Raw genomic sequence first — 25927 nt, 5'->3', positions numbered from 1 at the left:
TTACATTCCGAACCCGGAAGCTAAGCCTCACAGCGCCGATGGTACTGCAGGGGGGACCCTGTGGGAGAGTAGGACGCCGCCGAACAATCATTCACGAAGAACCCCCCGATCCATCCGGATCGGGGGGTTCTTTGCGTTCCGGGCTCGGTGCGGAACGCAAAGTCCTCGGAATTACAGCGCGAGCTTGAATCCCAGGTGCGAGGGGACGAAGCCGAGGCGCTCGTAGAAGCGGTGGGCGTCCGTCCGGGTCGCGTCGGAGGTGAGCTGGACGAGATCGGAGCCGAGTTCGCGGGAACGGTCGACGGCCCACCGGATCAGGTCGGTGCCGAGGCCGGTGCCGCGCTCGTCCGCGTGGATCCGGACCGCCTCGATGATGGTGCGGGTGGAGCCCTTGCGGGAGAGCCCGGGGACGACGGTCAGCTGGAGCGTTCCGATGGTCCGGCCGGCCCGTTCGGCGACGACCAGGTGCTGGTGCGGGTCGGCGTCGATCCGGGCGAAGGCGGTGCGGTACGGGGTGAGGTCGTCGGGGCTCTCGCGCGCGGCACCCAGGGGGTCGTCGGCGAGCATGGCCACTATCGCCGGCAGGTCGTCGGCGGTGGCACGGCGGATCGTCAGGTCGGTCATGATCACAGCCTAGGTGGCCCTGTGAGGCACCGAGGGGACCACCGGTCGCCTCTCAGCGCCGCCCCCGGGCTTCGGCAGGCCGTAGAGGGCCCGCGACGGCCTCCGCGACGGCCCTGGGCGTGGCCCCTGCGAGTCGGTCCGGCGAGGTGATCCGGCGTCACTCGCCGGGCAGCGCGCTGGTGATGACGGCGAAGACGGCGCCGTGCGGGTCGAGGAGCTGGGCGAGGCGGCCGACGCCGTACACGTCCGTCGCGGGGATCCGGACGGTCGCGCCCAGCTGCCCGGCCAGGGCGAGCGCGGCGTCCACGTTCGCGACCTCGAAGTAGGGGAGCCAGTGCGAGGTGGTGCCGGCGGCCGTCTGCTCGGGTCCGAGCTGCACGATGCCGCCGTGCGCGTCGTCGGTGCCGCCGCCGGCCGGGGTGAGGACGGTGTAGGTCGCGTCGCCGAGCGGGACGTCCTGTTCCTGCCAGTCGAAGACGGTGCGGTAGAAGGCCTTGGCCGCTTCGGCGTCGACGCTGTAGCACTCGGCCCAGCAGAACGTCCCCTGTTCGGTGACGGCCTCCAGGCCGCGGGTGTCGTGCGGCTGCCAGACGGCGAATTCGGCACCGGTGGGGTCGCGGTAGCCGGCCATTCGACCGCTGCTGAAGACGTCGAACGGGGTGAAGCGGACCGTGCCGCCGGCGGCCTCGACGAGCGCGGTGGTCCGGTCCGCGTCGTGGGTGCGGAAGTAGATCGTCCAGGCGGGGTGGGCGGTGTGGTCGGTGAGCGGTCCGAGAGCGGCGACCGTGCGGCCGTCCTGCTGGAAGAAGCCGTAGCCGCCGGCCCCGGGCCCGGCCGTGGCGAAGGTCCAGCCCAGGACGGTGCCGAAGAAGGCCGCGGATGCGGCGGTGTCCGGGCTGGCGAGGTCGAGCCAGTTGGGGGAGCCGGGGGTGAAGGCGGTGCTGAGCATGGTGGCGGTGCTCCTCGGGCGGGCCCGTCGCGGCGGGGCACGGGCAGGGACGGCGCCCCCGTTCGCGTCAAGCCTGGCACCAGGACGCCCGCTGTCGCACCCGGGCGGTACGGTGCGTAGCGAAACTGCACCCGCACTGGTAAAGGGGGCCCGGTGGCCAGGCAGACGCAGGCGGACCAGACGCCGCTGCCGCGCCAGCTCGCTCAGGTCGAGGGCGTGCTGGAACGGATCACGTATGCCAACGAGGAGACGGGCTACACGGTCGCCCGGGTGGACACCGGGCGCGGCGCGAACGACCTGCTGACGGTGGTGGGCGCCCTCCTGGGCGCCCAGCCGGGGGAGTCGCTGCGACTGCACGGGCGGTGGGGGTCGCACCCGCAGTACGGCAAGCAGTTCGTGGTCGAGAACTACACGACGGTGCTGCCCGCGACCGTCCAGGGCATCCAGCGCTACCTCGGTTCGGGCCTGATCAAGGGGATCGGGCCGCGGTTCGCGGAGCGGATCGTCGAGAGGTTCGGGGTGGACACCCTGGAGGTGATCGAGAACGAGCCGGGCCGGTTGATCGAGGTGCCGGGGCTGGGGCCGAAGCGGACCAAGAAGATCGCGGCGGCCTGGGAGGAGCAGAAGTCCATCAAGGAGGTCATGGTCTTCCTCCAGGGGGTCGGCGTGTCGACGTCGCTCGCGGTGCGGATCTACAAGCAGTACGGGGACGGCTCGATCGGGGTGGTGAAGAACGAGCCGTACCGGCTGGCGTCGGATGTCTGGGGCATCGGCTTCCTGACGGCGGACCGGATCGCGCAGGCGGTGGGCATTCCGCACGACAGCCCGGAGCGGGTGAAGGCGGGCCTGCAGTACGCGCTGTCGCAGAGCAGCGACCAGGGGCACTGCTACCTGCCGGAGGAGCGGTTGATCGCGGACGGCGTGAAGCTGCTCCAGGTGGACGTGGGGCTGGTGATCGACTGTCTGGCGGAGCTGGTCGCCACGGAGGGGGTGGTGCGCGAGTCGGTGCCGGGGGAGGGCGGCGAGCCGATCTCCGCGGTGTACCTGGTGCCCTTCCACCGGGCGGAGATCTCGCTGGCCAACCAACTGCTGCGACTGCTGCGTTCGGAGTCGGACCGGATGCCGTGGTTCGCGGACGTGGACTGGCCGGCGGCGCTGGCGTGGCTGGCGAAGCGGACGGGGGCGGAGCTGGCGCCGGAGCAGGAGCAGTCGGTGCGGTTGGCGTTGACGGAGAAGGTGGCGGTGCTGACGGGCGGTCCGGGCTGCGGCAAGTCGTTCACGGTGAAGTCGATCGTGACGCTGGCGCTGGCGAAGCGGGCGAAGGTCGTCCTGGCGGCCCCGACCGGCCGGGCGGCGAAGCGGCTGGCGGAGCTGACCGGGGTGGAGGCCTCGACGGTGCACCGGCTGCTGGAGCTGAGGCCGGGCGGGGACGCGGCCTATGACCGGGACCGCCCGCTGGACGCCGATCTGGTCGTGGTGGACGAGGCGTCGATGCTGGATCTGATCCTGGCGAACAAGCTGGTCAAGGCGGTGGCGCCGGGGGCGCACCTGCTGTTCGTGGGGGATGTGGACCAGCTGCCGTCGGTGGGCGCCGGCGAGGTGCTGCGGGATCTGCTGGCCGACGGGGGGCCGATCCCGTCGGTGCGGCTGACCAGGATCTTCCGGCAGGCGCAGCAGTCGGGCGTGGTGACCAACGCGCACCGGATCAACGAGGGGCAGCCGCCGTTGACGGAGGGCCTGCCGGACTTCTTCCTGTTCGTGGAGGACGACGCCGAGCAAGCGGCCGGGCTGACGGTGGACGTGGTGGCGCGGCGGATCCCGCAGCGGTTCGGGTTCGACGCCCGCCGGGACGTCCAGGTGCTGGCGCCGATGCACCGGGGGCCGGCGGGCGCGGGGAATCTGAACACGCTGTTGCAGGCGGCGGTGACGCCGGCCCGGGAGGGGGTGGCAGAGCGGCGGTTCGGCGGGCGGACGTTCCGGGTGGGGGACAAGGTCACGCAGATCCGCAACAACTACGACAAGGGGCGCAACGGGGTCTTCAACGGCACAGTGGGAGTGGTGGCCTCGCTGAGCGTGGACGACCAGCGGTTGACGGTGGTCACCGACGAGGACGAGGAGGTGCCGTACGACTTCGACGAGTTGGACGAGTTGGCGCATGCGTACGCGGTGACGATCCACCGGTCGCAAGGGAGTGAGTACCCCGTGGTGGTGATTCCGGTCACCACGTCGGCTTGGACGATGCTCCAGCGGAACCTGCTTTACACCGCTGTGACCAGGGCACGGAAACTGGTAGTGCTGGTGGGGTCACGGAAGGCGATCGGGCAGGCCGTTCGCACCGTCAGCGCAGGTAGGAGGCACGCCGCGCTGGATCACCGGCTGGCGACTGGATGATTCTCCAACGGATGGTTGCCTCTATTGTTCTCTTGACGTGAAGAGATTTACGGCAGAGCCTGGGGTGGTGCCGATCTTGTCCGGTTCGTACCGGCTGCGGCGGCAGGTTTTGTAGGGGCGGTCCCTTTCGGGCCACCCCGGGTGCGCGGCTGTCCGCCAGATGGGGGATGGTAGAGGCAGTCAGGGCACCTTGGAAGAGGATTCATTTCGTCGGTGAGGAAGACGTGAGCGACAACTCGGTAGTACTGCGGTACCAGGACGGCGAGTACGAGTACCCCGTCGTCGAGAGCACTGCGGGCAACGCCGGCTTCGACATCTCGAAGCTGCTGCCGCAGACCGGCCTGGTCACCCTGGACAACGGCTTCGGTAACACCGCCGCGTACAAGTCCGCGATCACCTTCGTGGACGGTGACAACGGCATCCTGCGGTACCGCGGCTACCCGATCGAGCAGCTCGCCGAGCAGGGCGGCTTCATCGAGACCGCGTACCTCCTGATCAACGGCGAGCTGCCGACGGCGGACCAGCTGGCGGAGTTCAACCGCGAGATCACCCAGCACACCCTGCTGCACGAGGACGTCAAGCGCTTCTACCAGGGCTTCCCGCGCGACGCCCACCCGATGGCGATGCTGTCCTCGGTGGTCGGTGCGCTGTCCACTTTCTACCAGGACAGCCACAACCCGTTCGACGCCGCCCAGCGCCACCTGTCGACGGTCCGCCTGCTGGCGAAGCTGCCGACCATCGCGGCCTACGCGTACAAGAAGTCGGTCGGCCAGCCGTTCGTCTACCCGCGCAACGACCTGAGCTACGTCGAGAACTTCCTGCGGATGACGTTCGCCGTCCCCGCCGAGGACTACGAGCTCAACCCGGTCGTCGTCAACGCGCTGGACAAGCTGCTGATCCTGCACGCGGACCACGAGCAGAACTGCTCGACCTCCACCGTCCGCCTGGTGGGCTCCAGCCACGCCAACCAGTTCGCCTCGATCTCGGCCGGCATCTCGGCGCTCTGGGGCCCGCTGCACGGTGGCGCCAACCAGGCCGTGCTGGAGATGCTGGAGAGCATCCAGAAGGACGGCGGCGACGTCGACGCGTTCATTCGCAAGGTGAAGAACCGCGAGGACGGCGTCAAGCTGATGGGCTTCGGCCACCGCGTGTACAAGGCGTTCGACCCGCGCGCCGCGCAGGTCAAGCTGCTGGCGCACGAGGTGCTCGGCCAGCTCGGCAAGTCCGACGAGCTGCTCGACATCGCGCTGAAGCTGGAGGAGCACGCGCTCCAGGACGACTTCTTCGTCTCGCGCAAGCTCTACCCGAACGTGGACTTCTACACCGGCCTGATCTACCGCGCGATGGGCTTCCCGACCAGCATGTTCACCGTGCTGTTCGCCCTCGGCCGGCTGCCGGGCTGGATCGCCCACTGGCACGAGATGATCAACGACCCGACCAGCCGGATCGGCCGTCCGCGCCAGATCTACACCGGCACCGCGATCCGCGACTACGTGGGCCTCGAGGCCCGCTGACGCAGGACCTCGCAAGGGCCCGGCCGCACTGCGCGGCCGGGCCTTTCGCCGTCCCGCGCGAGGGTGGCGGAAGTACAGCGCACGACTCCGGGGCGGCCGCAGCCGGGGACGGCCGCTCAAAGCGTCCCAGACCCGCCACACCCCGGCGCCGTGCGCGAAGGCCGCCAACAGTCGGCGACCGACCCGGGGCCCGCCGGAGCCCCGTCGGCGGCAGTGGTGGCCGTGCGGCGCCGTGATGCCGTTCGCCACGTCGCCGCCCACCGAAAAACTGCCGCACTACCAACCTAAGACGTATCAGGGTGCGAGAAGTTACGCCCGGCGGGTGTGACCTGCCTCTCGCCACGCTCCGTGTGCGGGCCGTGGCCCGCCTCTATCACACCTTCCGGCGGGCGCGACGTCACCCTCCCCGCAGTCACGGCAACCGAGCGTGATAGTAATCGTGGCATTCCGGTACGGACCGTCCCGCACTCTCGCAGCGTGGCGGCGGAACTGGGGAGGGAGTGCGCAGATGGCCAGGAACGTCGTTGTCACCGGTGGTGGCACGGGTATCGGGTACGAAGTGGCGCGGCGGTTCGCCGAGGCGGGCGAACGGGTCGTGATCGTCGGCCGCCGGCGGGCGGTGCTCGAACAGGCCGCGGCCGACCTCGGACCGAACGTCACCCCGCTGGTCCGCGACCTCGCCGATCCCGACGACGTCGAGGCGGCGCTCGGCGAACTGCCGGACCGGATCGACGTACTGGTGAACAACGCCGGCAGCCGGGAGACCGTGATCGGCGGCGGGCCGCACGCCCTGCTGGCCCGCTGGCGCGGCGACTTCGAGCGCAACGTGCTGACCGTGGTGCTGCTCACCGAGTCCATCCGCGACCGGCTCACCCCCGGCGCGGGCCGGGTGGTCACGGTCAGCTCGATCGCGGCGCTGAGCGGCGCGGGCTCGTACGGGGCCGCCAAGGCCTCGCTGCACGCCTGGAACCACTTCCTGGCCGCCCAGCTCGGCACCTCGGGCATCACGGCCAACATCGTCGCCCCGGGCACCGTGGCGGGCACCGAGTTCTTCGGCCCGCGGCTGGACGAGGCCGAGGTGTCCCGCCGGGCGGCCCGGACGTTGCTCGGCCGGATCGGTGAGGCGGGCGAGGTCGCCGCGGCGGTCTACTTCCTGGCCTCGCCCGACGCCGGGTTCATCACCGGCGAGATCCTGCACTGCAACGGCGGGGAGCTGCTCGGGCGCTGACCGCCCGGAAACAACGGCCGAGGGGCCGCCACCGCGAGCGCGGTGGCGGCCCCTCGGCCGTTCGGGGGCGGCGTCTCAGGGCCGGTCAGGGGTGGGCTGGAAGCGGCGCAGCCGGAGGCTGTTGGTGACCACGAAGACGGAGGAGAAGGCCATCGCCGCGCTGGCGATCACGGGGTTGAGGAGCCCTGCGGCGGCCAGTGGCAGGGCGGCGATGTTGTAGCCGAAGGCCCAGCACAGGTTGCCCTTGATGGTGGCGAGGGTCCGGCGGGAGAGGCGGATGGCGTCGGCGGCGGCGCGCAGGTCGCCGCGGACCAGGGTGAGGTCGGCGGCCTCGATGGCGGCGTCGGTGCCGGTGCCCATGGCCAGGCCGAGGTCGGCCCGGGCGAGGGCGGCGGCGTCGTTGACCCCGTCGCCGACCATCGCGACCACCCGGCCCTCGGCCTGGAGCCGCCGCACGGCGTCGACCTTGTCCTGCGGGAGGACCTCGGCGATCACGTCGTCGGTGGCGATGCCGACCTCGGCCGCCACCGCCTCGGCGACCAGCCGGTTGTCGCCGGTCAGCAGGACGGGGCGCACGCCCAGTGCGCGCAGTCGGGCGACGGCCTCGGCGCTGGTGGGCTTGACGGCGTCGGCGACCTCCAGCACCGCCCGCGCCTCGCCGTCCCAGCCGACCGCGATCACGGTCCGCCCGGCGGCCTCGGCCGCCGTCTTGACCCCGGCCAGTACCGGCGCGAGCTCCCACCCGGCCAGCAGCGCCTCACGGCCGGCGACGACCCGGTGGCCCTCGACGACGCCCCGCACCCCGAGGCCGGGGACGTTCTCGAAGCCCTCCACCGGCGGCAGCGCACCCACCCGCTGGGCGGCGGCCGCGGCGACGGCCGTACCGATGGGGTGCTCGGAGGCGTGTTCCAGGGCGCCGGCCAGGCGCAGCGCCTCGGTCTCGGTGACGCCTTCGGCGGTGTGGACGGCGAGCAGGGTCATCCGACCGGTGGTGACGGTGCCGGTCTTGTCCAGGACGACGGTGTCCACCCGCCGGGTCGACTCCAGCACCTCCGGCCCCTTGATCAGGATCCCCAGCTGCGCACCGCGACCGGTACCGACCATCAACGCGGTCGGGGTGGCCAGGCCCAGGGCACACGGGCAGGCGATGATCAGCACCGCGACAGCGGCGGTGAACGCCTCGGTGGGGCTGTCGGAGACCAGCAGCCAGCCGATCAGGGTGGCGAGCGCGATCAGGATGACGGCCGGGACGAAGACGGCGGAGATCCGGTCGGCCAGCCGCTGGACGGCGGCCTTGCCGTTCTGGGCCTCCTCGACCAGGCGGGCCATCCGGGCGAGCTGGGTGTCGGCACCGACCCGGGTGGCCTCGACGACCAGCCGACCGCCGGCGTTGACGGTGGCGCCGGTGACGGTGTCGCCGACCGCGACCTCGACCGGGACGGACTCGCCGGTGAGCATCGAGGCGTCCACCGCGGAGGACCCCTCGACGACGGTGCCGTCGGTGGCGATCTTCTCGCCCGGGCGGACCACGAACCGCGTGCCGGGGGTGAGCCGGTCCACCGGCAGCCGGACCTCGGAGCCGTTCCGCAGCACCGACACGTCCTTGGCCCCGAGCCCGAGCAGGGCGTGCAGGGCGGCGCCGGCACGGCGCTTGGAGCGCGCCTCCAGGTAGCGGCCGAGCAGGATCAGCACGGTGACGGCGGCGGCCGTCTCCAGGTACAGGGTGGAGGAGGCGTCGGCGTCGCCGATCGACAGCGAGAACGTGTGCCGCATCCCGGGCATCCCGGCGTGGCCCCAGAACAGCGCCCAGAACGACCAGCCGAAGGCGGCCAGCGTGCCGAGCGAGACCAGGGTGTCCATGGTCGCGGCGCCGTGCTTCAGATTGGTCCAGGCGGCGCGGTGGAACGGCAGCCCACCGTGGACGACGACCGGGCCGGTGAGGGCGAAGGCCAGCCACTGCCAGTTGGTGAACTGCAGGGACGGGATCATCGACAGCATGACCACCGGCACGCTGAGGACGGCGCTGATCAGCAGCCGGTCCAGCAGGGGGTCGGCCGCGGGCTGCTCCGGGGCGGGAGCGGGCCCGGTGGGGTCGGCCGGTTCGGCGACCGGCGGCGCGGGGACCTCGGCGGTGTAGCCGGTGTTCTCGACGGTGGTGATGAGGTCGGCCACGCTCACGCCCGGACCGAAGTCGATCCGGGCCTTCTCGGTGGCGTAGTTGACCGTGGCCTCGACGCCCTCCATCCGGTTGAGCTTCTTCTCGATCCGGGCCGCGCAGGAGGCGCAGGTCATCCCGCCGATCGACAGCTCGACGCGGTCGCGTACCGCGGCCCCGGCGTCCTGGTCACGCGGGCCGCCGTTCAGGTCCGCGGCGGTGGTGGCCGGGGTGGAGGTGCTCATGCTGATCAGCTCCTTGAGGAGGGCGCGCGGCGGGGGCCGGGGTGAGCGGCCCCCGCCGCACCACGGGGGCTCAGACGGACCGGCCGACCAGTTCGTAGCCGGCCTCGTCGACGGCGGCGCGGACCTGGTCGTCGTCGAGCGGGGCCGCCGAGGAGACCGTCACGGTGCCGGCCTTGGCGTCGGCCGCCACCTGGGTGACGCCGGCCAGGGCGGTGAGCTCCTTGCTGACCGAGCTCTCGCAGTGGCCGCAGCTCATGCCGGTCACGGTGTAGGTGATGGTGCTGGACATCGGGGCCTCCGGGAGGTCTGTACGGCCGCGGGCCTGCGCCCGGGCTCCCACTCTGATGAACACCATACCCCTGCGGGGTATTCCCCGAAGAGGGGGTGGTGGTGCGGATCGCATCGGGACGCGGTCCGACAGCAGAGCGTATGCGCCCGGACACGCCGCGCCCGAATCCGCGCCGGGCGGCGGGTGGATTCGGGTGCGGCGGGTGGCGCGGGACGGCCGGGGTCGGCACGGTCGACCCGGAACGGCCCGGGTGCGGCCGGGCCCGGCGGGGGCGGAGGCGGAGGCGAGGGCGGGGGTGGGGGTGGGGGGCGGTCAGGCGGGCGCCGACGGGTACTGGGCCGGGATCGGGGCGGCCCGCTCGCGGCGGACCAGCACTCGCAGCCAGAGCAGGCCGCCGAGTGAGACCACGATCAGCCCCAGTGTGTCGTAGAGCGTGTAGAGGTGGACCTGTTCGCCGGTCGGGTCCGGCATGTAGCCGAGGTCGAACAGGGCGCGCTGCCAGTCGCTGGTGGTGGTCCGGGCGACCAGCCAGACGGCGATGCCGCTCGTGCTGTCCCACAGCGCGTGCAGCAGTGCGACGCCCAGATAGGTGAGGACGACCGGGAGCGTGCAGTGGAAGTGGCCGCCGCGCCGCTCGCGGAAGAGCACCCCGCCGAGGATCGCCGTCCACAGGATGTGGCCGACCGGCGCCAGTACCCCGCGCAGGATCTCCGTCTCCACCAGGTTCCTGAGTGAGAGCCCCTGGATGCTGAGCACCGCGTTGAACGCGTACCCGGCGCTCTCGAAGGCGGCGAAGCCGGCGCCGACGGTGGCACCCAGGACCAGTCCGTACCGCAGCCCGCCGACCCGCAGCCGCCGGCTGACCGTGATCAGGGCGGCGAGCTTGACCGCCTCCTCGATCAGGCCGACGCCGACGTACATCCAGACCGAGGGCGAGAGCAGGTACGTCTCCAGGACCGAGGCGCCGAGGACGCCGATGATGCCGCCGATGCCGAAGCAGGCGAAGATCCGGTCCGCGCCCAGGTCGGCGGCGTAGCGCTCGTAGGCCCAGACCACCATCGTGGCCGGGACGAGGAAGCTGCCGAGCAGCACGATCGTCGGCACCAGGTTGCTGTTCCCGGTGAGGAGGGTGACGGCGACGGTGGCGATCCAGAGCAGTAGGCCGATCAGGAAGACCCTGAGCCATTGGTCGGGTCGTGCCGCCGTGCGCGCCGGCGGGTCGGAGATGCGGGGGGTGTTGCGGTATCCGGACACCGGTGATGGCCTCCCTTGTGTAGCCGCTTTGGTCGCACTGTATGACAAATCGGGTATTTCTGTACCGATTGGCCCAGTGCGGGAGGTGCCGGTCGGGCCGCCGCCCGGAGTGCGGGGGTGGGGGCGCTGATCATCCGTTATGTTCGATATGTGTTCCCGAACCGCCGAGCCCAGTCGCCCGCGGTCCCCACCGCCACGGGAGTGCCGCCGGAGCGGCGGCGCAGCGCGCTGCTGGCGGCCGACCTCCAGGACGTGCCGTTCTGGCGCCGGGCCAGTCCCGCGCTGGCCGCGACGCTGCTGGTCGGGCTGGCCGACCTGCTCTCCGGCAAGGACCGCTACCTCGCACCGCTGATGACGGTGGTGCCCACCATCGCCGCGCTCACCCTGCGGCCGCTCGAACTGCTGCTGGTCTGCCTGCTCGGCCTGTTCGCGGTGCTCGGCCTCAGCCACTACGACGAGGTCGACAACGTCAACGACGCGCGCTTCCTCTACGGGGCGATGATCAGCTACCTGCTGCTCACCGTGTTCTCCGCCTGGGTCGCCATGATCCGCATGCGCCGGGCCGCCGCCTTCGCGGCCGTCAGCTCCGTCGCCGAGGCCGCCCAGCGGGCGCTGCTGCGACTGCCCGGACCGGTGGTCGGACCGCTGCGCCTGGCGGTCCGGTACGTGTCCGCCGCCGATGCCTCCCGGATCGGCGGGGACCTCTACTCGGTGCTGGAGACCCCGCACGGCACCCGGGTGGCGGTCGGGGACGTCCGCGGCAAGGGGCTCGGCGCGGTGCAGACCGCCGCCGTCGTGCTCGGCTCCTTCCGCGAGGCCGCCTACGACGAGGCCGGGCTGCGCGGGGTCGCGGCCCGGATCGAGGCCAGCGTCGAGCGGCACGCGCCGGACGGGGAGTTCACCACCGCGCTGTTCGCGGAGTTCCGGACGCCGGGGGTGATGCAGCTGCTGCAGTACGGGCACGTCCCGCCGATCCGGGTGGACCACGACGGCGGGGCGCACGTGCTGCACGCGCCCGACCCGTGGGTGCCGCTCGGCCTGGGCCGGCTGGCCGTCGGCGAGCCGACCACCTGGGACCAGCCGTTCGGCCACGAGGACGTGCTGGTGCTCTGCACCGACGGCGTGATCGAGGCCCGGCACCGCGAGAGCGGCGACTTCTACCCGTTGGCGGAGCGGGTCGGCCCGTTGGTCCGGGACGCGGCCCGCTCCGCGACGGAGCTGGAAGCGGCGGTCGGCCGGGTCTACGCCGACCTGCTGGAGCACACCGGCGGGGAGCTGCGGGACGACGCACTGCTGCTCCTGATCACCCGGACGGACCAGTAGCGCGCCGGTGCGACAGGGCCACGGCGCCGGGGTGTCAGCCCGCGACGACCTCCGCGAGGGCACGGAAGAGCAGGGCCGTGGAGGTGGCGCCCGGGTCCTGGTGGCCGACGCTGCGCGGGCCGAGGTAGGAGGCGCGGCCCTTGCGGGCCTGGAGCGGCACGGTGGCCAGCGCGCCCTGCTCGGCCGCGTCCGCCGCGGCCCCGGCGGCCTGCGGCAGGTCGGCGCCCGCCGCCACCGCCTCGCGGTACGCGGCCAGGGCCGGGGTGTAGGCATCCACGATGGTCTTGTCGCCCGGCTCGGCCTTGCCGAGGGCCTGGACCGCCCGTAGTCCCTCGGCCAGCGCTGCGCCGAACGCGGCCGGGTCGGCCGGCCCGGGCAGCGCGGCGCCGAGCGCGCGGAACGCCTTGCCGTACAGCGGGCCGGAGGCCCCGCCGACCTTGGAGATCAGGGTGGTGCCGGCCTTGGTCAGCACCGCCCCCGGGCTGTCGGGGGCGAGACCGTCCAGCGCGGTGAGCACGGCGGCGAAGCCGCGCCGCAGGTTGCTGCCGTGGTCGCCGTCGCCGATCGCGGAGTCCAGGTCGGTGAGCCGACCCTGCTCCTTCTCGACCGCGACCGCGATCGCGCGGACCCAGGCCTCGGCCAGTGCGGTGTCGAAGTCCATGAGCGTTCCTCCCGCGTCAGGCCCGCTTGAGGGCGGGGGTGTCCACCGGGGCGTCCCAGAGGTCCAGCAGCCGGGCGTCGGCCTTGGTCAGGGTGAGCGAGAAGCCCGCCATGTCCAGGCTGGTCACGTAGTTCCCGACCAGGTTGCGGGCCACCGTGATGCCGCGCTCGGCCAGCCGGGCGGCGACCTCGCCGAAGACGATGTACAGCTCCAGCAACGGGGTGCCGCCCAGACCGTTCAGCAGGGCGATCACCTCGTCGCCGGAGGTCAGCCGGTGGTCGGCGAGGACGGTCTCCACCACCTCGGCGGCGAGGTCGCGGGCCGGGCGGAGCTTCTCGCGGCGGCGGCCGGGCTCGCCGTGGATGCCGACGCCGACCTCGATCTCGTCCTCCGGCAGGTCGAAGCCGGGCTTGCCGGCGGCCGGGGTGGTCGCGGCGGTCAGCGCGATCGCGAACGACCGGGAGGCGGCGTTGACCTGCTCGCCCACGGCGGCCACCTCGTCCAGCGTGGCGCCGCGCTCGGCCAGCGCACCGGCGATCTTCTCCACCAGTACGGTCGCGCCGGTGCCCCGGCGGCCGGCCGTGAAGGTCGAGTCCTCGACCGCGACGTCATCGTCGACCAGTACCGTGCGGACCACCAGGCCCTCCTCGGCGGCCAGTTCGGCGGCCAGCTCGAAGTTCATCACGTCGCCGGTGTAGTTCTTCACGACGAAGACCACTCCGGCGCCCGAGTTCACGGCCCTGGCGGCGGCCAGCATCTGGTCCGGCACGGGCGAGGTGAACACCTCGCCGGGGCAGGCGGCGTCCAGCATGCCCGGGCCGACGAAGCCGCCGTGCAGCGGTTCGTGGCCGGAGCCGCCACCGGAGACCAGCGCGACCTTCGGGGCCACCGGGCGGACCGCGCGGGTGATCACCCGGTTCGCGATGTCCACCGTCAACTCCCGGTGGGCGGCGGCGACTCCGGCGAGTGCGTCCTCCAGGACGCTCTCCGGGGTGTTGATCAGCTTCTTCACAACGCTTCGCTCCCTCGGCAGACGGTGCTGACCCGACGCTACGCCGGACGGGGGTGGCCGGCACCGGGTACGACACGCGGGCGGGCGGGACGCGGCCACGACACGCGGGGGCGGACGGACCACTCCCGTGGAGCAGCGGGACGGTCGTAGGGTCGGCGCCATGAGCGACTACGTGGGCATCGTCCTGGTCTCGCACAGCGCACAGCTCGCCGCCGGGCTGCGGGAGCTGCTGGGCGAACTCACCCCGGACACGGTGCGGGTGGTGCTGGCGGCCGGAACGGAGGACGGCGGGCTCGGGACCAGCTACGACCTGATCGCCGGGGCCGTCGCGGAGGCGGACGGCGGGGCCGGCGTGGTGGTCCTGGCGGACCTCGGCAGCTCGGTGCTGACCGCCGTCACACTGCTGGAGGACGAGCCGCGCCCCGGGGTGGTGCTGGTGGACGCGCCGTTCGTGGAGGGCGCGGTCGCGGCCGCGGTGACGGCCTCCACCGGAGCGGCCGTCGCCGAGGTGGCCGCCGCCGCCGAGGACGCGCGGGCGTTCCGCAAGCTGTAGCGGTCGCGCCGTGCCCGGCCGGCTACTTGGCGTCGGCGTAGCAGTCCACCACGGCGGTGGTGAGCGGGAACCGGACCGGCGTCTCCCCGAAGACCAGCCGGCGGGCCTCGTCGGCCGACTCGGCGACGGTGGCGGCCACCTGGTCGGCGAGGTTCGCCGGGGTGTGCACCACCACTTCGTCGTGCTGGAAGAACACCAGGTGCGGACGCTCGCCCGGGCTCGCGGCGGGCAGCGCGTTCAGCCGCCGGCGCAGCGCCGCGAGCAGGGCGAGAGCCCAGTCGGCCGCACTGGCCTGGATCACGAAGTTGCGGGTGAAGCGGCCCCGGGCGCGGGCCGATCGGCCACCGGCCTCCCCCGCCGTCTCCGGCGCCTCGGTGAGGTCGAGCCAGTCGGCGGAGGGCGGCGGGCAGGGCCGGCCCAGCCGGGAGGCGACCACGCCGCCGTCCTCGCCCGTCCGGGCGGCCGCCTCGACGTAGCCCATGGCGGCCGGGTAGCGGCGGCGCAGGGTGGCGAGGAGCGGGCCGATGTCCCCGCTGGTCTGGCCGTACATGGCGCCGAGCAGGCCGAGCTTGGCCTTGGCGCGGTCCCCCTGGAACGCGGAGGCGGCCAGCGCCTCGTAGAGGTCGCCGTCGGCCGCGGCGCGGGCCAGGCCGGCGTCCTGGGAGAGCGCGGCCAGCACGCGCGGCTCCAGCTGGGCGGCGTCGGCGACGACGAACAGCCAGCCCGGGTCGGCGACCACGGCGCGGCGCAGGATGCGCGGGATCTGCAGCGCGCCGCCGCCCCGGCTGGCCCAGCGGCCGGAGACCACGCCGCCGACCACGTACTCGGGGCGGAACCGGCCGCCGCGGGCCCAGGCGTCCTGCCAGGCCCAGCCGTGCGCGGCGTGGATCCGGGCGAGCTCCTTGTAGCGGACCATCAGCGCGGCGGCCGGGTGGTCCACCGCCTTCAACTCCCAGGACCGGGTGGAGCCGAGCTGGATGCCCCGGTCGGCGAAGGCACGCAGCACCTGGCTGTGCGAGTCGGGGTTGAACGGGCGGCCGCCGAGGGACTCCTGGAGTTCGACGGCCAGCTCGGAGAGCAGCCTGGGCTGGGCACCGGGGACGGTCGGACGGGGGCCGAGCAGCTCGGTGAGCAGCCGGTCGTGGATGTCGGTGCGCCAGGGCAGGCCGTCGTGGGCCATCTCGGCGGCCACCAGCGCGCCGGCCGACTCGGCGGCGACCAGCAGCCGGAACCGGGAGCGGGCGCCCGGGTCGGCGATCGCGGCGAGCCGGCGCTGCTGCTCGGCGTGGACGGCCGCCACGGCGGTCAGCGCGTCGGCCCCGGGCGGGAGTTGGAGCCGGTCGGGGGCGAACAGGGTGTCCTGGCCGTCCCCGGACTCGGCGGAGCCGGGCTCGGGCAGGTCGGCGGGGACGGGCAGCCCGCGCAGCCGGGCCCAGGCGGCGCCGAGCGAGCGGGGCGCGCCGAACCGGCCCTCGTACGCCAGCAGCAGGGCCTCGACCAGCCTGAGGTCGTGGCAGCGGGCGAGCCGGTCGGGCAGCCGGGGGAGCAGGGGGGCGTAGGCGCTGTCGGTGGCCGCCCAGACCCAGCGGGGGTGCTCCGCGGCCTCCCGCTCGGCGACGGCGGCCGCGAGGTCCGGTACCGCGGCGGGCGGGCCGAGCGGGGCACCGGCGTCGTCGAGCGGCTGCAGCCGCCCGCCCGGGCCGTGCGGGTCGGGGACGAGGGCGATCCGGGGTGCCACGGGGGCTCCTCCTCTCGGGCGTACGGGCTGCGGACCTTGACGGTAACCGGTGGGTACGACAACCGGCGCAGGCGCGCGTGCCGGCCGGTGCGCCGGCGTACCCGGCAGTGCGCCGCCCACCGGGTCCGGTGGCGGTCACCGGGCCGCTACCACCGCGTAGGGTCGGCGAAATGACCGAGAACCCGTTCTTCAAGCCCAGCACGCTGGTCTACGAACTGCCACCCTTCGCCGAGATCCGGGAAGAGCACTACCTGCCCGCGTTCGAGCGCGGGATGGCCGAGCAGCTCGCCGAGATCGCCGAGATCACCGCCAATCCGGAGCCGCCGACCTTCGACAACACCCTGATCGCGCTGGAGCGCTCGGGTGCGCTGCTGAAGCGGGTTCGCGCGGTCTTCGACAACCAGGTCTCCTCGGACACCACACCGGCCGTGGACCGGGTGGACGCCGAGATCAGCCCGCGGCTGGCGGAGCACCGGGACGCGATCCACCTGGACGCCGCGCTGTTCGCCCGGATCGAGGAGCTGCACGGGCGGCGGGCCCGGCTCGGCCTGGACGAGGAGTCGCTGCGGCTGCTGGAGCGGCGGCACACCGCCTTCGTCCGGGCCGGCGCCCGGCTCGGCGCCGCCGAGCAGCAGCGGCTGCGCGGGCTGAACGCCGAACTGGCCGCCGGCGCCTCGGCGTTCCGCCGCAACGTGTCGGCGGACTCGAAGGCGCGGTCGCTGGTGCTGGACTCCGCGGCCGAGCTGGCCGGGCTCTCGCCCGACGCGATCGCCGGCGCGGCCGAGAACGCCCGGGCGCTCGGGTACGACGGCAAGTACGTGCTGAGCCTGAAGAACTTCTCCAACCAGCCGGAGCTGGCCTTCCTCACCGACCGCTCGGTGCGCGAGCGCCTGCTGGCGGCCTCGCTGGGCCGTGCGGCCGAGGCCAACGGCCCGCTGGCGATCCGGATGTCCGCGCTGCGCGCCGAGCGGGCCCGGCTGCTCGGGTACGACACGCACGCCGCCTACGTGGTGGCGGACGAGACGGCCGGCACCGTCGAGGCGGTCGACGCGCTGCTGACCCGGCTGGTGCCGCCGGCGGTGGCCAACGCGCGGCGGGAGGCGGTGGAACTGGCCGCGGCGGCCGCCGCCGACGGGATCGACGAGATCGCCGCGCACGACTGGGCGTACTACTCGGAGCTCGTCCGGCAGTCCTCCTACCAGGTGGACGCGGCGGCGCTGCGTCCCTGGTTCGAGCTGGAGCGGGTGCTGCGCGACGGCGTCTTCTTCGCCGCCAACCTGGCCTACGGGGTGACCTTCACCGAGCGGCCGGACCTCACGGCGTACCACCGGGACGTGCGGGTCTTCGAGGTGTTCGAGGAGGACGGCGGCTCGCTGGGCCTGTTCCTCGGGGACTTCCACGCCCGGGCGTCCAAGCGCGGCGGCGCCTGGATGGACGAACTGGTCACCCAGTCGCGGCTGCTGGGCCGGCGGCCGGTGGTGATGAACAACCTGAACGTGGCCCGCCCGGCGCCGGGCGAGCCGGTGCTGCTCTCCTGGGACGAGGTGCGCACGCTGTTCCACGAGTTCGGCCACGCGCTGCACGGGTTGTTCTCGGACGTGCGCTACCCGTACTTCGCCGGGACGGACGTGCCGCGGGACTTCGTGGAGTTCCCCTCGCAGGTCAACGAGATGTGGATGGTCCGGCCCGAGGTGCTGGCCAACTACGCCAAGCACCACGTGACCGGCGAGCCGCTGCCGGCCGAGCTGGTCGAGCGGATGGCGGCGGCCGAGGGCTTCGGGCAGGGGTTCCGGACCGTCGAGTACCTGGCGGCGGCGCTGCTGGACCTCGCCTGGCACACCGTGCCGCAGGGCCAGGAGATCGCGGACGCCGAGGAGTTCGAGGCGCGGGCGCTGGCGAAGGCCGGGCTCGCGGTGGCGGCGATCCCGCCGCGCTACCGGACGGCCTACTTCTCGCACATCTTCGCCGGCGGGTACAGCGCGGGCTACTACGCGTACATCTGGTCCGAGGTGCTGGACGCCGAGACGGTGGACTGGTTCCGGGGCAACGGCCGGAGCGTGCGGGAGAGCGGCGAGGTGTTCCGCCGCGAGCTGCTGTCGCGCGGGGACAGCCGGGGCGCGCTGGACTCCTTCCGTGCGGTGGTCGGGCGCGACCCGGGGACGGCTCCGCTGCTGGCCCGCCGCGGTCTGGCGTAGCGGGGGCCGGCCGGTGGCCCGCCGGCGAGGCGGGCCACCGGGCCTCAGCGGGGTGTGAGGGTCACCGTGACCGGGGTGCCCGGGCGGGTGTGCGGCAGGCGGATCCGGGCGCTGCCGGCCCGGCCGTCGGCCGGCTGGTCGAGCTCGACCCGGGCCGCCGGGGTGACGGTGATCCGCACGCCGGTGGGGAACGTCGCGGCCGGCAGGACCAGTTCGGTGGTCCGGCCGGTGCCGTCGGCGGTCCAGCGCACGAGGTGGCCGTCCGCCGCCGTACCGGTGCGCACGGCCGTCCCGGCGACCGCCACCGGGTACGGGCCGAAGGCCGGCTCGTCGCCGGGTGCGGGGCGGCCGGCCGGATCGAGCGCGCAGTAGCCGCCGTCGCCCCGGCACCAGTACCACATCGCCCAGCCGGCGGCGAAACCGTCCATGGCCGCGACCTGGCGGCGGACCAGCTGGGTGTTGCCCGGTGTCCGCGAGTTCGGCGGGCCCCACTCGCCGACCAGCACGGGCAGGTGGTGTGCGGCCGGGTAGGCGGTGATCGCGGCGGTGTAGTTCTCGACGAAGCCGCCGGCCGGGTCCCAGTCGGCGCCGGACTCGACGGCGGTGTCGTAGAAGTGCGGCGCGTAGCCGAGCCGGGGCGCGCCGGGGCGCGGGTCGGTGAAGCCGGGCAGCCGGGTGGGCACGCCCTGGCCGACCAGGACGGTCGGCTCGACGAACAGCCAGGCGCGGGAGTCCACTCGGCGTACGGCCCCGATCAGCCGACGGTACATGTCGGCGAGGCGGCCCTGTTCGAGGGCGGCGGAGGCGGCGGCGAGCACCGCCGGATCGGTCGGGTCGCCGTCCACCGGGCCGAACGGCTCGTTGAACAGGTCGTAGCCCAGCAGTGAGCGGTGGCCGCGCAGTTCGCGGGCCAGCCGGGTGTAGAAGTCCGCCTGCCAGGCGCGCAGGTCCGGGTCGTCGTAGAGGTGGCGGAAGGCCGCCTGGACGGCGGGCTGGAAGTAGCCGGCGAACCAGTCGTCCGGGTCCGGGGTGAACGGCAGGCCGTCGTCGCGGGTGGCCCAGAGCGGGATGCCGCGGTCGCCGCCGCCGTACTTCGGGCCGTAGACGTCCTGGTGGAAGTCGACCAGGGCCAGCACGCCGTAGTGGTCGGCCCAGTCGAGCACCCGGTGCAGGCGGCGCAGTTCGGCCGGGTCGAGGCGCCCGCGGGTGGGTTCCAGCCTGGTCCAGGAGACGGCCACCCGGATCAGCGTGAAGCCCTGGGCGGCCAGGGACTCGACGTCCCGCTCGGTGGCCTCGGCGTACTTGTCGAGGTTGAAGCCGCGCAGTCGTAGGCGGCGGCCGGTGGCGTCGGTGAGGTCGGTGGTGCCGTCCGGCGCGGTGGCGGTGGCGGTGGGGAACCCGGCCCGGGCCGGTCGGCCGTGGGCGTCGTCCCGGGCCTGGGCCGGGGTGGCGGACAGCGGGACAGCCAGGGCGGCGGTGGCGGCGAGCAGGAGGGCAACGGCGGTGCGGCACGGGCGCATCGGGACCTCGCGGGATCTCGCGGAGCGGGGGTGGGGCCCGATGATGCCCGGATCATCGTGCACCGCACAAGGGTTCAGACCGGTGGTGCCTCCGCCGCCGGGGCGGGCAGGACGGCGGTCGGCAGGTCGGCGGCGGCCGCGAGGCGCCCCCAGAGCAGGTCGGCGAGGGCCTGCACCATCCGGGTGCGCGAGCAGGGTCTGGACTCCAGCCACCAGTCGCCCGCGGCCAGCACCATGCCGGTGATGCCCCGGCCCCAGGCCTCGGCGAGGAGTTCCCGGTCGGCTCCGAGGTCGACCTGGCTCTCGACGGCCCGGGTGATCTCCCCGGCGATCTGACGCAGCGCCGGGGCGAGCGCGTTGCCGACACCGGACGGGTCGCCGGGCTCGGGGTGGGTGAGCAGCCGGTAGACCTGCGGGCGGGCCTCGATCCCGGCGAGGTAGGTGTCCAGCACGTGCTCGACCCGGTCGCGGCGTTCCAGCGGCTCGCTCAGCGCGGCCCGTACGGCGGCCAGCAGGCCGCTGGTGTGGCGCTCGGTCAGCGCCCTGATCAGGCCGTTCCGGTCACCGAAGTGGCGGTACAGGATCGGCTTGGTGATCCCGGCCTCGGCGGCGATGGCGTTCATGCTGGCGCCGGGGCCCTCCCGCTGGACCACCCGGTCGGCGGCGTTGAGCAGCTGCTCCCGGCGGGGTTCGTCGGCGGGCGGCATGAGGGCTCCTGGCGGGTCTGGCCGACGGGGTTCCGGCTGCGGGCGGGGTGCGGGTGGGGCGGGTCTGCGGCTGTGCGGTGGGGCGGTCTGCGGGGCGGGTGGGGTGCGGAGCCGCCCCGGGCGGGGCGTTGACATTCCTACCTATGAGTAGCAGACTCCCCGCGATGTTACCCCCGGTAACACCTGTCCGACACCGCTTCTGCCCCGCCTTTGAACCCGCTGCCGGCCCGGCGGCGAGGGGCCCCTTCGAACGGAGGCATCATGAGCACGTTCTCGCTGGACCCGGGCGCGGACCAGCTCGCCGTACGCGACTGGCTGCACGGCTTCGCCGCCGACGTGATGCGCCCCGCCGCGGCCGAGTGGGACGAGCGCGAGGAGACGCCCTGGCCGGTCATCCAGGAGGCCGCCAAGCTCGGGATCTACTCGCCCGACTTCTACGCCCAGCAGTACTTCGACCCCTCCGGCGTGGGCATCCCGATCGCCATGGAGGAGCTGTTCTGGGGCGACGCGGGCATCGGCCTGTCCATCGTCGGCACCACGCTGGCCGCCGTCGCGGTGCTCGCCAACGGCACCGACGAGCAGATCGGCACCTGGGCGCCGCAGATGTTCGGCACCCCGGACGACGTCAAGGTGGCCGCGTTCTGCTCCTCCGAGCCGGACGCCGGCTCCGACGTCTCCGCGCTGCGCACCAGGGCCGTCTACGACGAGGCCAAGGACGAGTGGGTGCTGAACGGCACCAAGACCTGGGCGACCAACGGCGGGATCGCCGCCGTCCACGTGGTGGTGGCCACCGTCGACCCGGCGCTCGGCGCGCGCGGCCAGGCCTCCTTCGTGGTGCCCCCGGGCACGCCCGGGCTGAGCCAGGGCCAGAAGTTCAAGAAGCACGGCATCCGTGCCTCGCACACCGCCGAGGTGGTCCTGGACGGCGTCCGGCTGCCCGGTCACTGCCTGCTCGGCGGCAAGGAGAAGCTGGACGAGCGGCTGGCCCGGGCCCGCGAGGGGGCCAAGCGCACCGGCGGCCGGGGCAACGCGGCGATGGCCACCTTCGAGGCCTCCCGGCCGGCCGTCGGGGCGCAGGCGATCGGCATCGCCCGGGCCGCGTACGAGGTGGCGCTGGACTACGCGAAGACCCGGGTGCAGTTCGGCCGCCCGATCATCGACAACCAGGGCGTGGCCTTCCAGCTGGCGGACATGAAGACCCGGATCGACGCCTCCCGGCTGCTGGTCTGGCGGGCCTCCTGGATGGCGGCCAACAACCAGCCGTTCACCGCGGCCGAGGGCTCGATGTCCAAGCTCTACGCGGGCGAGACGGCCAAGTGGGTCACCGCGCAGGCGATGCAGATCTTCGGCGGCAACGGCTTCACCCGCGAGTACCCGGTCGAGCGGATGCACCGGGACAGCGCGATCTACTCGATCTTCGAGGGCACCAGCGAGATCCAGCGTCTGGTGATCGCCCGTGCGATCTCCGGGATGCCGATCCGCTGAGCGCGCGGGGTCAGAAACGGGGCGGGCGGCCCTCCAGGAAGGCGGCGAGGCCCTCACGGACGTCCGGGGCCTCGCGGGAGCGGCGCTCCCAGGGTCGCAGCGCCTCGGCGGCCTGCTCCGGCGGGACGGCCAGCGCGGCCTTGACCGCGCCGATGGTCTGCGGCGACCGCGTGGTCAGCAGCCGGGCGAACTCCAGTGCCACGGAGTCCAGTTCGGCGCCCGGCAGGACCCGGTCGGCGAGGCCGGTCGCGACACTCTCCCGACCGCTCACCAACTCGCCGGAGAAGAGCAGGTACTTGGCGCGGGACGGGCCCACCAGCCGGGCCAGCCGTAGGGTCGGCACCGCGGGGTAGACTACGCCCAGCTTGGCCGGGGTGATGCCCAGTCGGGCGTCCTCGGCGACGAACCGCAGGTCGCAGGCGACGGCCAGCTGGCAGCCGCCGCCGACGCAGGCGCCGTGCACCACGGCGACGGTCGGGTGCGGGAAGGCCGCCAGCGCCTCCTCGGCGGCGACGTTGACGGCGTGGTAGTCGTCGGCGCGGTCCGGGTCGGCGTAGATCCCGGACAGCTCGGCGATGTCCGCGCCGGCACTGAAGGTGCCGCCGGCGCCGGTGACCAGCAGGGCCCGCAGGCCGGGCTGCTCGGCGAGTCGGAGCAGGACCTTCGGCAGCACCTGCCAGATCGCCAGGGTGACGGCGTTGCGCCGGTGCGGCCGGGCGAACTCCAGTACCGCGACGCCGTCCTCGCCGGTGTAGGCGTTGAGGCCGTCGACGTGGGTGGGCAGCGGGGAGCGGTCCCGCGTGAGCAGCGGCTGGTCCATGCGCACCTCCGGAGATCGTGGTGCGCACACTCTCTCAGGCGCGGGCGCGCCGCCGCCGGGCGGACCGGCTGCCGGGGCTTGCCGGGACGCGTGCCGGGTCGGCCGCCGGTCCGGCGCGCGTGTGTTCAGACGGGCCGGGTGCCGTAGTCGCCGAGGCCGTGCTCGACCAGGGCGAAGGCGTGGTGGGCGTGCTCGACGGCCTCCGGGAGCACGTCGACGGCCCGTTCGCCGGCCAGCATCCGGCGGTGGTTCTCCTCGGTCAGCGCCAGTCGGACGCTCATCAGCTGGGCGGCGGCGACCCGCGCGGCGAGCCGGTCGCCGGCCGGGTCCTGGGCGAGCAGCTCGGCGGCGAGCAGCTCATTGGCCGCATGGCCCCACGCGGTGGTGGCGCGCAGCGCCAGCGCGGGTGTCCGGTGGATCAGCCGGACCACGTCGAGCACGAACCGTTCGTCGCTCAGGCCGGTGGCCGGGTCGAACCGCTCCAGAGCCGCCAGGAAGTGGGTGCGCACCGCGGCCACCGCCGAGACGCCGGGGGCGCGATCGCGGATCACCTCGGCGGCTTCGCCGGTGTGCTGCTCCATCGGGCCCATGACCAGGTCTTCCTTGGACGGGAAGTAGTTGAAGACGGTCATCTTCGAGACCTCGGCCGCGGCGGCGATCTCGGCGACCGAGACCTCGTCGAAGCTCCGCTCGGCGAACAGGGTGATCGCGCTGCGCCAGATCCGCAGGGCGGTCTGGCGCTTCTTGCGCTCGCGCAGGCCCAGGGCCGCGTCGGCCGGTTCTGTCGCTGCGGGATCGGTGGTCGCGGTGCGCTTCGCCATGGCAGGACTGTACCAGGATCAAAGATTGACCGGGGCGAATGATGGGTCGGGATGAATAGTTGACTCCAGCGAAGAATTGACCGAGTACAACATCTCTGCGATGGTGAGGGCGGGCCGCCGAGCCGCACCCGTCCGGTGCGGCCCGGCGCCCGTCCGAACGCCCGAACTCCGCTATCCCCGGGGGGATTCACGATGGCCGCCACTGCGCCGGCAGCAGCTCTGATGACGGAGCCCCAGCGCAAGCTGGGCATGCTGCTCTGCCTGATCACGATCATCCTGGCCGTGCTCGACATGAACATCGTGTCGGCCGCCACCGTGCCGATCGTCCAGGACCTCGACCCGGTCCACGGCGTCGACCGGCTGCCCTGGCTGGTCAGCGCCTTCGCGCTGGCGGCGACGGCGCTGCTGCCGCTCTACGGCAAGCTCTGCGACGTCTACGGCGCCAAGCGGGCGCTGCTCGGGGCGGTCGGCGTCTTCCTGCTCGGCTCGGCGCTCTGCGGGGCGGCGCAGTCGATGACCCAGCTGATCGCCTTCCGGGCCGTCCAGGGCATCGGCGGTGGCGGGCTGATGAGCGTGACGATGGTGGTGATGGCGCAGCTCAAGGACCCGGACGAGGCGAAGGGCGGCGGTGGTGGCATGGGCGGCGTGGTCGGCGGGGCCGGTATGGCCCTCGGCCCGCTGATCGGCGCCCTCCTGGCGGACCACCTCGACTGGCGCTGGATCTTCTACGTCAACCTGCCGCTCGGCCTGCTCGTCCTGGTCGGCTCCGCGCTCGTGCTCAAGCTCCCCCGCGCGGCCGGCCGGCGCGGCCTGGACTTCCCCGGCGCCGCCCTCGCGGCCGCGTTCGCCACCGGGCTGCTGCTGGTCACCGAGTGGGGCGGCAAGACCTACGCCTGGACCTCGCCGGAGATCATCGGACTGGCCGTCGCCACCCTCGCCGCCCTCGGCCTCTTCCTGTGGCGCCAGGCCACCGCCGCCGAGCCGGTGCTGACGCTCTCGCTCTTCCGCATTCCGGAGATCCGGATCGGGTTCGCGGTGCAGGGGCTGGTCGGGATGGGCCTGATGGGCGCGATCATGTACGTGATGCTGTACCTGCAGGTGGCCCGGGGCGTCGCCGCGACCTCCGCCAGCCTCTACCTGATCCCGATGGCGCTCGGCATGACGGTGGTCGGCCTCGCGGTCAACCGGCTCACCGCGTGGGGCTGGTCCGTCCGGGCGATCCTGGTCTCCGGCGCGGCCTGTGCCGCGACCGCCCTGCTGCTGCTCGGGCTGAGCGGCCCGGACACCTCGCTCTGGCTGGTGCGGGCCGACCTCGCGCTGCTCGGAGTCGGCCTCGGCCAGCTGATCGGCCACCTCATCGGTGTCGTCCAGGAGGCCGCTCCGGTCCACCAGTTGGGCGTCGCCACCACCGGCATCCGGTTCTTCCAGACGCTCGGCAGTGCGCTGGGTGCCGCGTTCTTCGGCACCGTGCTGGCCCGGGTCTTCGACAGCGGCGAGCCGGGTACTCCGCTCGGTGCGGTGAGCGGCCTGACCGGCGCCGCCCGGGACCACGCGGTGCACAGCTTCATCGACGCGGTGGACGTGGTGTTCCTCTCGGCGGCCGGAGTGCTGGCGCTGGTCCTGGTGCTCGCGCTGCGACTGCGACCGCGCCGGGCGGCCGAGTCGCGGCCGGAGCAGCGGGTGCTGGCCGCCTGAGCGGGGGCGGACGGCACCGGGTCCGGCGGACGCCTGTCCGCCGGACCCGGTGCCGTCCTGTCGGTCAGGGGTGGGCCGTGTCAGGGGGTGGGCTTCCACTCGTGGGCCAGCAGCGACCAGATCTCCGAGTCCAGGTAGGCGCCGTTGACCAGGTGCGTCTCCCGCATCGTGCCGTCGAGCCGCATGCCCAGCCGCTGGGCGAGCGCCCGGCTGCGGATGTTCGCCGGGCTGGTGTGCCACTCGATCCGGTGCAGGCCGCGGGTGGTGAACGCGTAGTCGATCAGGTGGCGGACGGCGGCCGCGACCAGGCCCAGGCCCTCGCCGGCGGGCTCGGTCCAGACACCGACCTCCGCGATGCCGGTGGTGGCGCTGAAGTCCACGAACATCGTGCCGCCGACCAGCGTGCCGTCCAGCCAGATCCCGTAGAGCCGGCCGGTGTCGGCGGCCTGCCGGTCGGCGTAGCGCTGGAGGGTGAGGCGGGCCGACTCCAGGTCGGTGGAGCGGCCGGCCCAGCTGATCCACGGGTTCGTGTGATCGCGGGCGCGGTCCATGTGGGCCAGGAACTCGGCTGCCTGCCACGGCTCCAGGGGGCGCAGTTCGGCATGGTCGGTGAGCGGGACGGCGAACATCGGCGGGCCTTTCGAGGGTGGAGGCGCTGGGCGGGCGGTGGGGGCGAGGCGGTGGCCGGCCGAGCGGTGGATCCCTGGCGGTCCGGCTGTTCCCACGTACATAACAAACGTTTGGTATG

The 25927-nt window shown here is 73.4% G+C and carries 21 protein-coding genes and 1 rRNA gene; 9 read left to right on the top strand and 13 right to left on the bottom strand.

The annotated features are described in order from the left end of the window. A 5S ribosomal RNA gene (rrf, locus tag AB0J08_RS20835) occupies positions 1–85 on the top strand; the annotation flags it as partial. A gap of 86 nt (positions 86–171) precedes the next feature. Here the strand turns inward: rrf and AB0J08_RS20830 are convergent. Both AB0J08_RS20830 and AB0J08_RS20825 read right to left on the bottom strand, forming a co-directional pair. Then, entirely contained in the window at positions 172–624 is a 453-nt protein-coding gene (locus AB0J08_RS20830) for a GNAT family N-acetyltransferase (protein ID WP_360635995.1), read from the bottom strand. Between the two features lie 157 nt (positions 625–781). Beyond that, the gene (locus AB0J08_RS20825; RefSeq protein ID WP_360635992.1) at positions 782–1573 is read right to left on the bottom strand and encodes a VOC family protein; all 792 of its coding nucleotides are present in this window, start codon (positions 1571–1573) and stop codon (positions 782–784) included. 153 nt (positions 1574–1726) lie between these two features. Between AB0J08_RS20825 and AB0J08_RS20820 the strand changes: the two genes are divergently transcribed. The 3 genes from AB0J08_RS20820 to AB0J08_RS20810 all read left to right on the top strand — a co-directional run bounded on the left by AB0J08_RS20820 (position 1727) and on the right by AB0J08_RS20810 (position 6706). Then, positions 1727–3964 (top strand): ATP-dependent RecD-like DNA helicase, encoded by a 2238-nt coding sequence (locus AB0J08_RS20820; protein ID WP_360635989.1) that lies wholly within the window; start codon positions 1727–1729, stop codon positions 3962–3964. Positions 3965–4188: 224 nt separating this feature from the next. Further along, the gene (locus AB0J08_RS20815) at positions 4189–5478 is read left to right on the top strand and encodes a citrate synthase (protein ID WP_360635986.1); all 1290 of its coding nucleotides are present in this window, start codon (positions 4189–4191) and stop codon (positions 5476–5478) included. A 508-nt stretch (positions 5479–5986) separates the two neighbouring features. Further along, the gene (locus AB0J08_RS20810; RefSeq protein ID WP_360635983.1) at positions 5987–6706 is read left to right on the top strand and encodes an SDR family oxidoreductase; all 720 of its coding nucleotides are present in this window, start codon (positions 5987–5989) and stop codon (positions 6704–6706) included. A 75-nt stretch (positions 6707–6781) separates the two neighbouring features. Here the strand turns inward: AB0J08_RS20810 and AB0J08_RS20805 are convergent, their stop codons facing one another. The 3 genes from AB0J08_RS20805 to AB0J08_RS20795 form a co-directional block, all read right to left on the bottom strand. Continuing rightward, on the bottom strand, positions 6782–9115 hold the full coding sequence (locus AB0J08_RS20805) for a heavy metal translocating P-type ATPase (protein WP_360636001.1): 2334 nt from the start codon (positions 9113–9115) through the stop codon (positions 6782–6784). A 61-nt stretch (positions 9116–9176) separates the two neighbouring features. Further along, positions 9177–9395 (bottom strand): cation transporter, encoded by a 219-nt coding sequence (locus tag AB0J08_RS20800; RefSeq protein ID WP_329489908.1) that lies wholly within the window; start codon positions 9393–9395, stop codon positions 9177–9179. Between the two features lie 312 nt (positions 9396–9707). Beyond that, positions 9708–10649, bottom strand: a complete 942-nt coding sequence (locus AB0J08_RS20795) for a PrsW family glutamic-type intramembrane protease (protein WP_360635980.1) — start codon at positions 10647–10649, stop codon at positions 9708–9710. 150 nt (positions 10650–10799) lie between these two features. On the opposite strand from AB0J08_RS20795, the gene AB0J08_RS20790 reads away from it, so the two are divergent. Beyond that, the gene (locus AB0J08_RS20790) at positions 10800–11972 is read left to right on the top strand and encodes a PP2C family protein-serine/threonine phosphatase (protein ID WP_360635977.1); all 1173 of its coding nucleotides are present in this window, start codon (positions 10800–10802) and stop codon (positions 11970–11972) included. 34 nt (positions 11973–12006) lie between these two features. Here the strand turns inward: AB0J08_RS20790 and dhaL are convergent, their stop codons facing one another. Together dhaL and dhaK are read right to left on the bottom strand one after the other, a co-directional pair. Next, positions 12007–12633 (bottom strand): dihydroxyacetone kinase subunit DhaL, encoded by a 627-nt coding sequence (gene dhaL, locus AB0J08_RS20785; protein ID WP_360635974.1) that lies wholly within the window; start codon positions 12631–12633, stop codon positions 12007–12009. 16 nt (positions 12634–12649) lie between these two features. Then, positions 12650–13645 (bottom strand): dihydroxyacetone kinase subunit DhaK, encoded by a 996-nt coding sequence (gene dhaK, locus AB0J08_RS20780; protein ID WP_360635971.1) that lies wholly within the window; start codon positions 13643–13645, stop codon positions 12650–12652. 160 nt (positions 13646–13805) lie between these two features. Here dhaK and dhaM point away from each other — a divergent pair, with 160 nt between their 5' ends. After that, positions 13806–14198, top strand: coding sequence for a dihydroxyacetone kinase phosphoryl donor subunit DhaM (dhaM, locus tag AB0J08_RS20775; protein ID WP_360635968.1), 393 nt, complete (start codon positions 13806–13808; stop codon positions 14196–14198). Between the two features lie 22 nt (positions 14199–14220). Here dhaM and AB0J08_RS20770 read toward each other — a convergent pair whose 3' ends face one another. Beyond that, complete coding sequence (locus AB0J08_RS20770) at positions 14221–15936, bottom strand: bifunctional 3'-5' exonuclease/DNA polymerase (RefSeq protein WP_360635965.1); 1716 nt, start codon at positions 15934–15936, stop codon at positions 14221–14223. Between the two features lie 170 nt (positions 15937–16106). Here AB0J08_RS20770 and AB0J08_RS20765 point away from each other — a divergent pair, with 170 nt between their 5' ends. Further along, complete coding sequence (locus AB0J08_RS20765; RefSeq protein WP_360635962.1) at positions 16107–18131, top strand: M3 family metallopeptidase; 2025 nt, start codon at positions 16107–16109, stop codon at positions 18129–18131. A gap of 44 nt (positions 18132–18175) precedes the next feature. Here the strand turns inward: AB0J08_RS20765 and AB0J08_RS20760 are convergent, their stop codons facing one another. Both AB0J08_RS20760 and AB0J08_RS20755 read right to left on the bottom strand, forming a co-directional pair. Then, a complete protein-coding gene (locus AB0J08_RS20760; protein ID WP_360635959.1) occupies positions 18176–19714 on the bottom strand; it encodes a cellulase family glycosylhydrolase in 1539 nt (512 codons plus the stop codon). Between the two features lie 11 nt (positions 19715–19725). Beyond that, positions 19726–20358 (bottom strand): TetR family transcriptional regulator, encoded by a 633-nt coding sequence (locus AB0J08_RS20755; protein WP_360635956.1) that lies wholly within the window; start codon positions 20356–20358, stop codon positions 19726–19728. 261 nt (positions 20359–20619) lie between these two features. On the opposite strand from AB0J08_RS20755, the gene AB0J08_RS20750 reads away from it, so the two are divergent. Continuing rightward, complete coding sequence (locus AB0J08_RS20750) at positions 20620–21843, top strand: acyl-CoA dehydrogenase family protein (protein ID WP_360635952.1); 1224 nt, start codon at positions 20620–20622, stop codon at positions 21841–21843. A 10-nt stretch (positions 21844–21853) separates the two neighbouring features. Here AB0J08_RS20750 and AB0J08_RS20745 read toward each other — a convergent pair whose 3' ends face one another. Next, positions 21854–22663, bottom strand: coding sequence for an enoyl-CoA hydratase/isomerase family protein (locus AB0J08_RS20745; RefSeq protein WP_360635949.1), 810 nt, complete (start codon positions 22661–22663; stop codon positions 21854–21856). A 125-nt stretch (positions 22664–22788) separates the two neighbouring features. Continuing rightward, positions 22789–23484 (bottom strand): TetR family transcriptional regulator, encoded by a 696-nt coding sequence (locus AB0J08_RS20740; RefSeq protein ID WP_360635946.1) that lies wholly within the window; start codon positions 23482–23484, stop codon positions 22789–22791. Between the two features lie 222 nt (positions 23485–23706). On the opposite strand from AB0J08_RS20740, the gene AB0J08_RS20735 reads away from it, so the two are divergent. After that, positions 23707–25179, top strand: a complete 1473-nt coding sequence (locus AB0J08_RS20735; RefSeq protein WP_360635943.1) for an MFS transporter — start codon at positions 23707–23709, stop codon at positions 25177–25179. A gap of 80 nt (positions 25180–25259) precedes the next feature. Here AB0J08_RS20735 and AB0J08_RS20730 read toward each other — a convergent pair whose 3' ends face one another. Then, entirely contained in the window at positions 25260–25808 is a 549-nt protein-coding gene (locus AB0J08_RS20730) for a GNAT family protein (protein ID WP_360635940.1), read from the bottom strand. Positions 25809–25927 lie beyond the last annotated feature (119 nt).

Source organism: Kitasatospora sp. NPDC050463 (assembly GCF_040655255.1).
In the GTDB taxonomy this organism is placed as follows: Bacteria; Actinomycetota; Actinomycetes; order Streptomycetales; family Streptomycetaceae; genus Kitasatospora.
This window is presented reverse-complemented; position numbering and strand designations above follow the sequence as displayed.

What these genes read in the sequence shown, in the direction of transcription:
- AB0J08_RS20825 (WP_360635992.1), bottom strand. Translation starts at nt 1,573, where the DNA reads ATGCTCAGCACCGCCTTCACCCCCGGCTCCCCCAACTGGCTCGACCTC.
- AB0J08_RS20755 (WP_360635956.1), bottom strand. Translation starts at nt 20,358, where the DNA reads ATGCCGCCCGCCGACGAACCCCGCCGGGAGCAGCTGCTCAACGCCGCC.
- AB0J08_RS20730 (WP_360635940.1), bottom strand. Translation starts at nt 25,808, where the DNA reads ATGTTCGCCGTCCCGCTCACCGACCATGCCGAACTGCGCCCCCTGGAG.
- AB0J08_RS20750 (WP_360635952.1), top strand. Translation starts at nt 20,620, where the DNA reads ATGAGCACGTTCTCGCTGGACCCGGGCGCGGACCAGCTCGCCGTACGC.
- AB0J08_RS20765 (WP_360635962.1), top strand. Translation starts at nt 16,107, where the DNA reads ATGACCGAGAACCCGTTCTTCAAGCCCAGCACGCTGGTCTACGAACTG.
- AB0J08_RS20735 (WP_360635943.1), top strand. Translation starts at nt 23,707, where the DNA reads ATGACGGAGCCCCAGCGCAAGCTGGGCATGCTGCTCTGCCTGATCACG.
- AB0J08_RS20830 (WP_360635995.1), bottom strand. Translation starts at nt 624, where the DNA reads ATGACCGACCTGACGATCCGCCGTGCCACCGCCGACGACCTGCCGGCG.
- AB0J08_RS20810 (WP_360635983.1), top strand. Translation starts at nt 5,987, where the DNA reads ATGGCCAGGAACGTCGTTGTCACCGGTGGTGGCACGGGTATCGGGTAC.
- dhaL (WP_360635974.1), bottom strand. Translation starts at nt 12,633, where the DNA reads ATGGACTTCGACACCGCACTGGCCGAGGCCTGGGTCCGCGCGATCGCG.
- AB0J08_RS20745 (WP_360635949.1), bottom strand. Translation starts at nt 22,663, where the DNA reads ATGGACCAGCCGCTGCTCACGCGGGACCGCTCCCCGCTGCCCACCCAC.
- dhaM (WP_360635968.1), top strand. Translation starts at nt 13,806, where the DNA reads ATGAGCGACTACGTGGGCATCGTCCTGGTCTCGCACAGCGCACAGCTC.
- AB0J08_RS20740 (WP_360635946.1), bottom strand. Translation starts at nt 23,484, where the DNA reads ATGGCGAAGCGCACCGCGACCACCGATCCCGCAGCGACAGAACCGGCC.
- AB0J08_RS20800 (WP_329489908.1), bottom strand. Translation starts at nt 9,395, where the DNA reads ATGTCCAGCACCATCACCTACACCGTGACCGGCATGAGCTGCGGCCAC.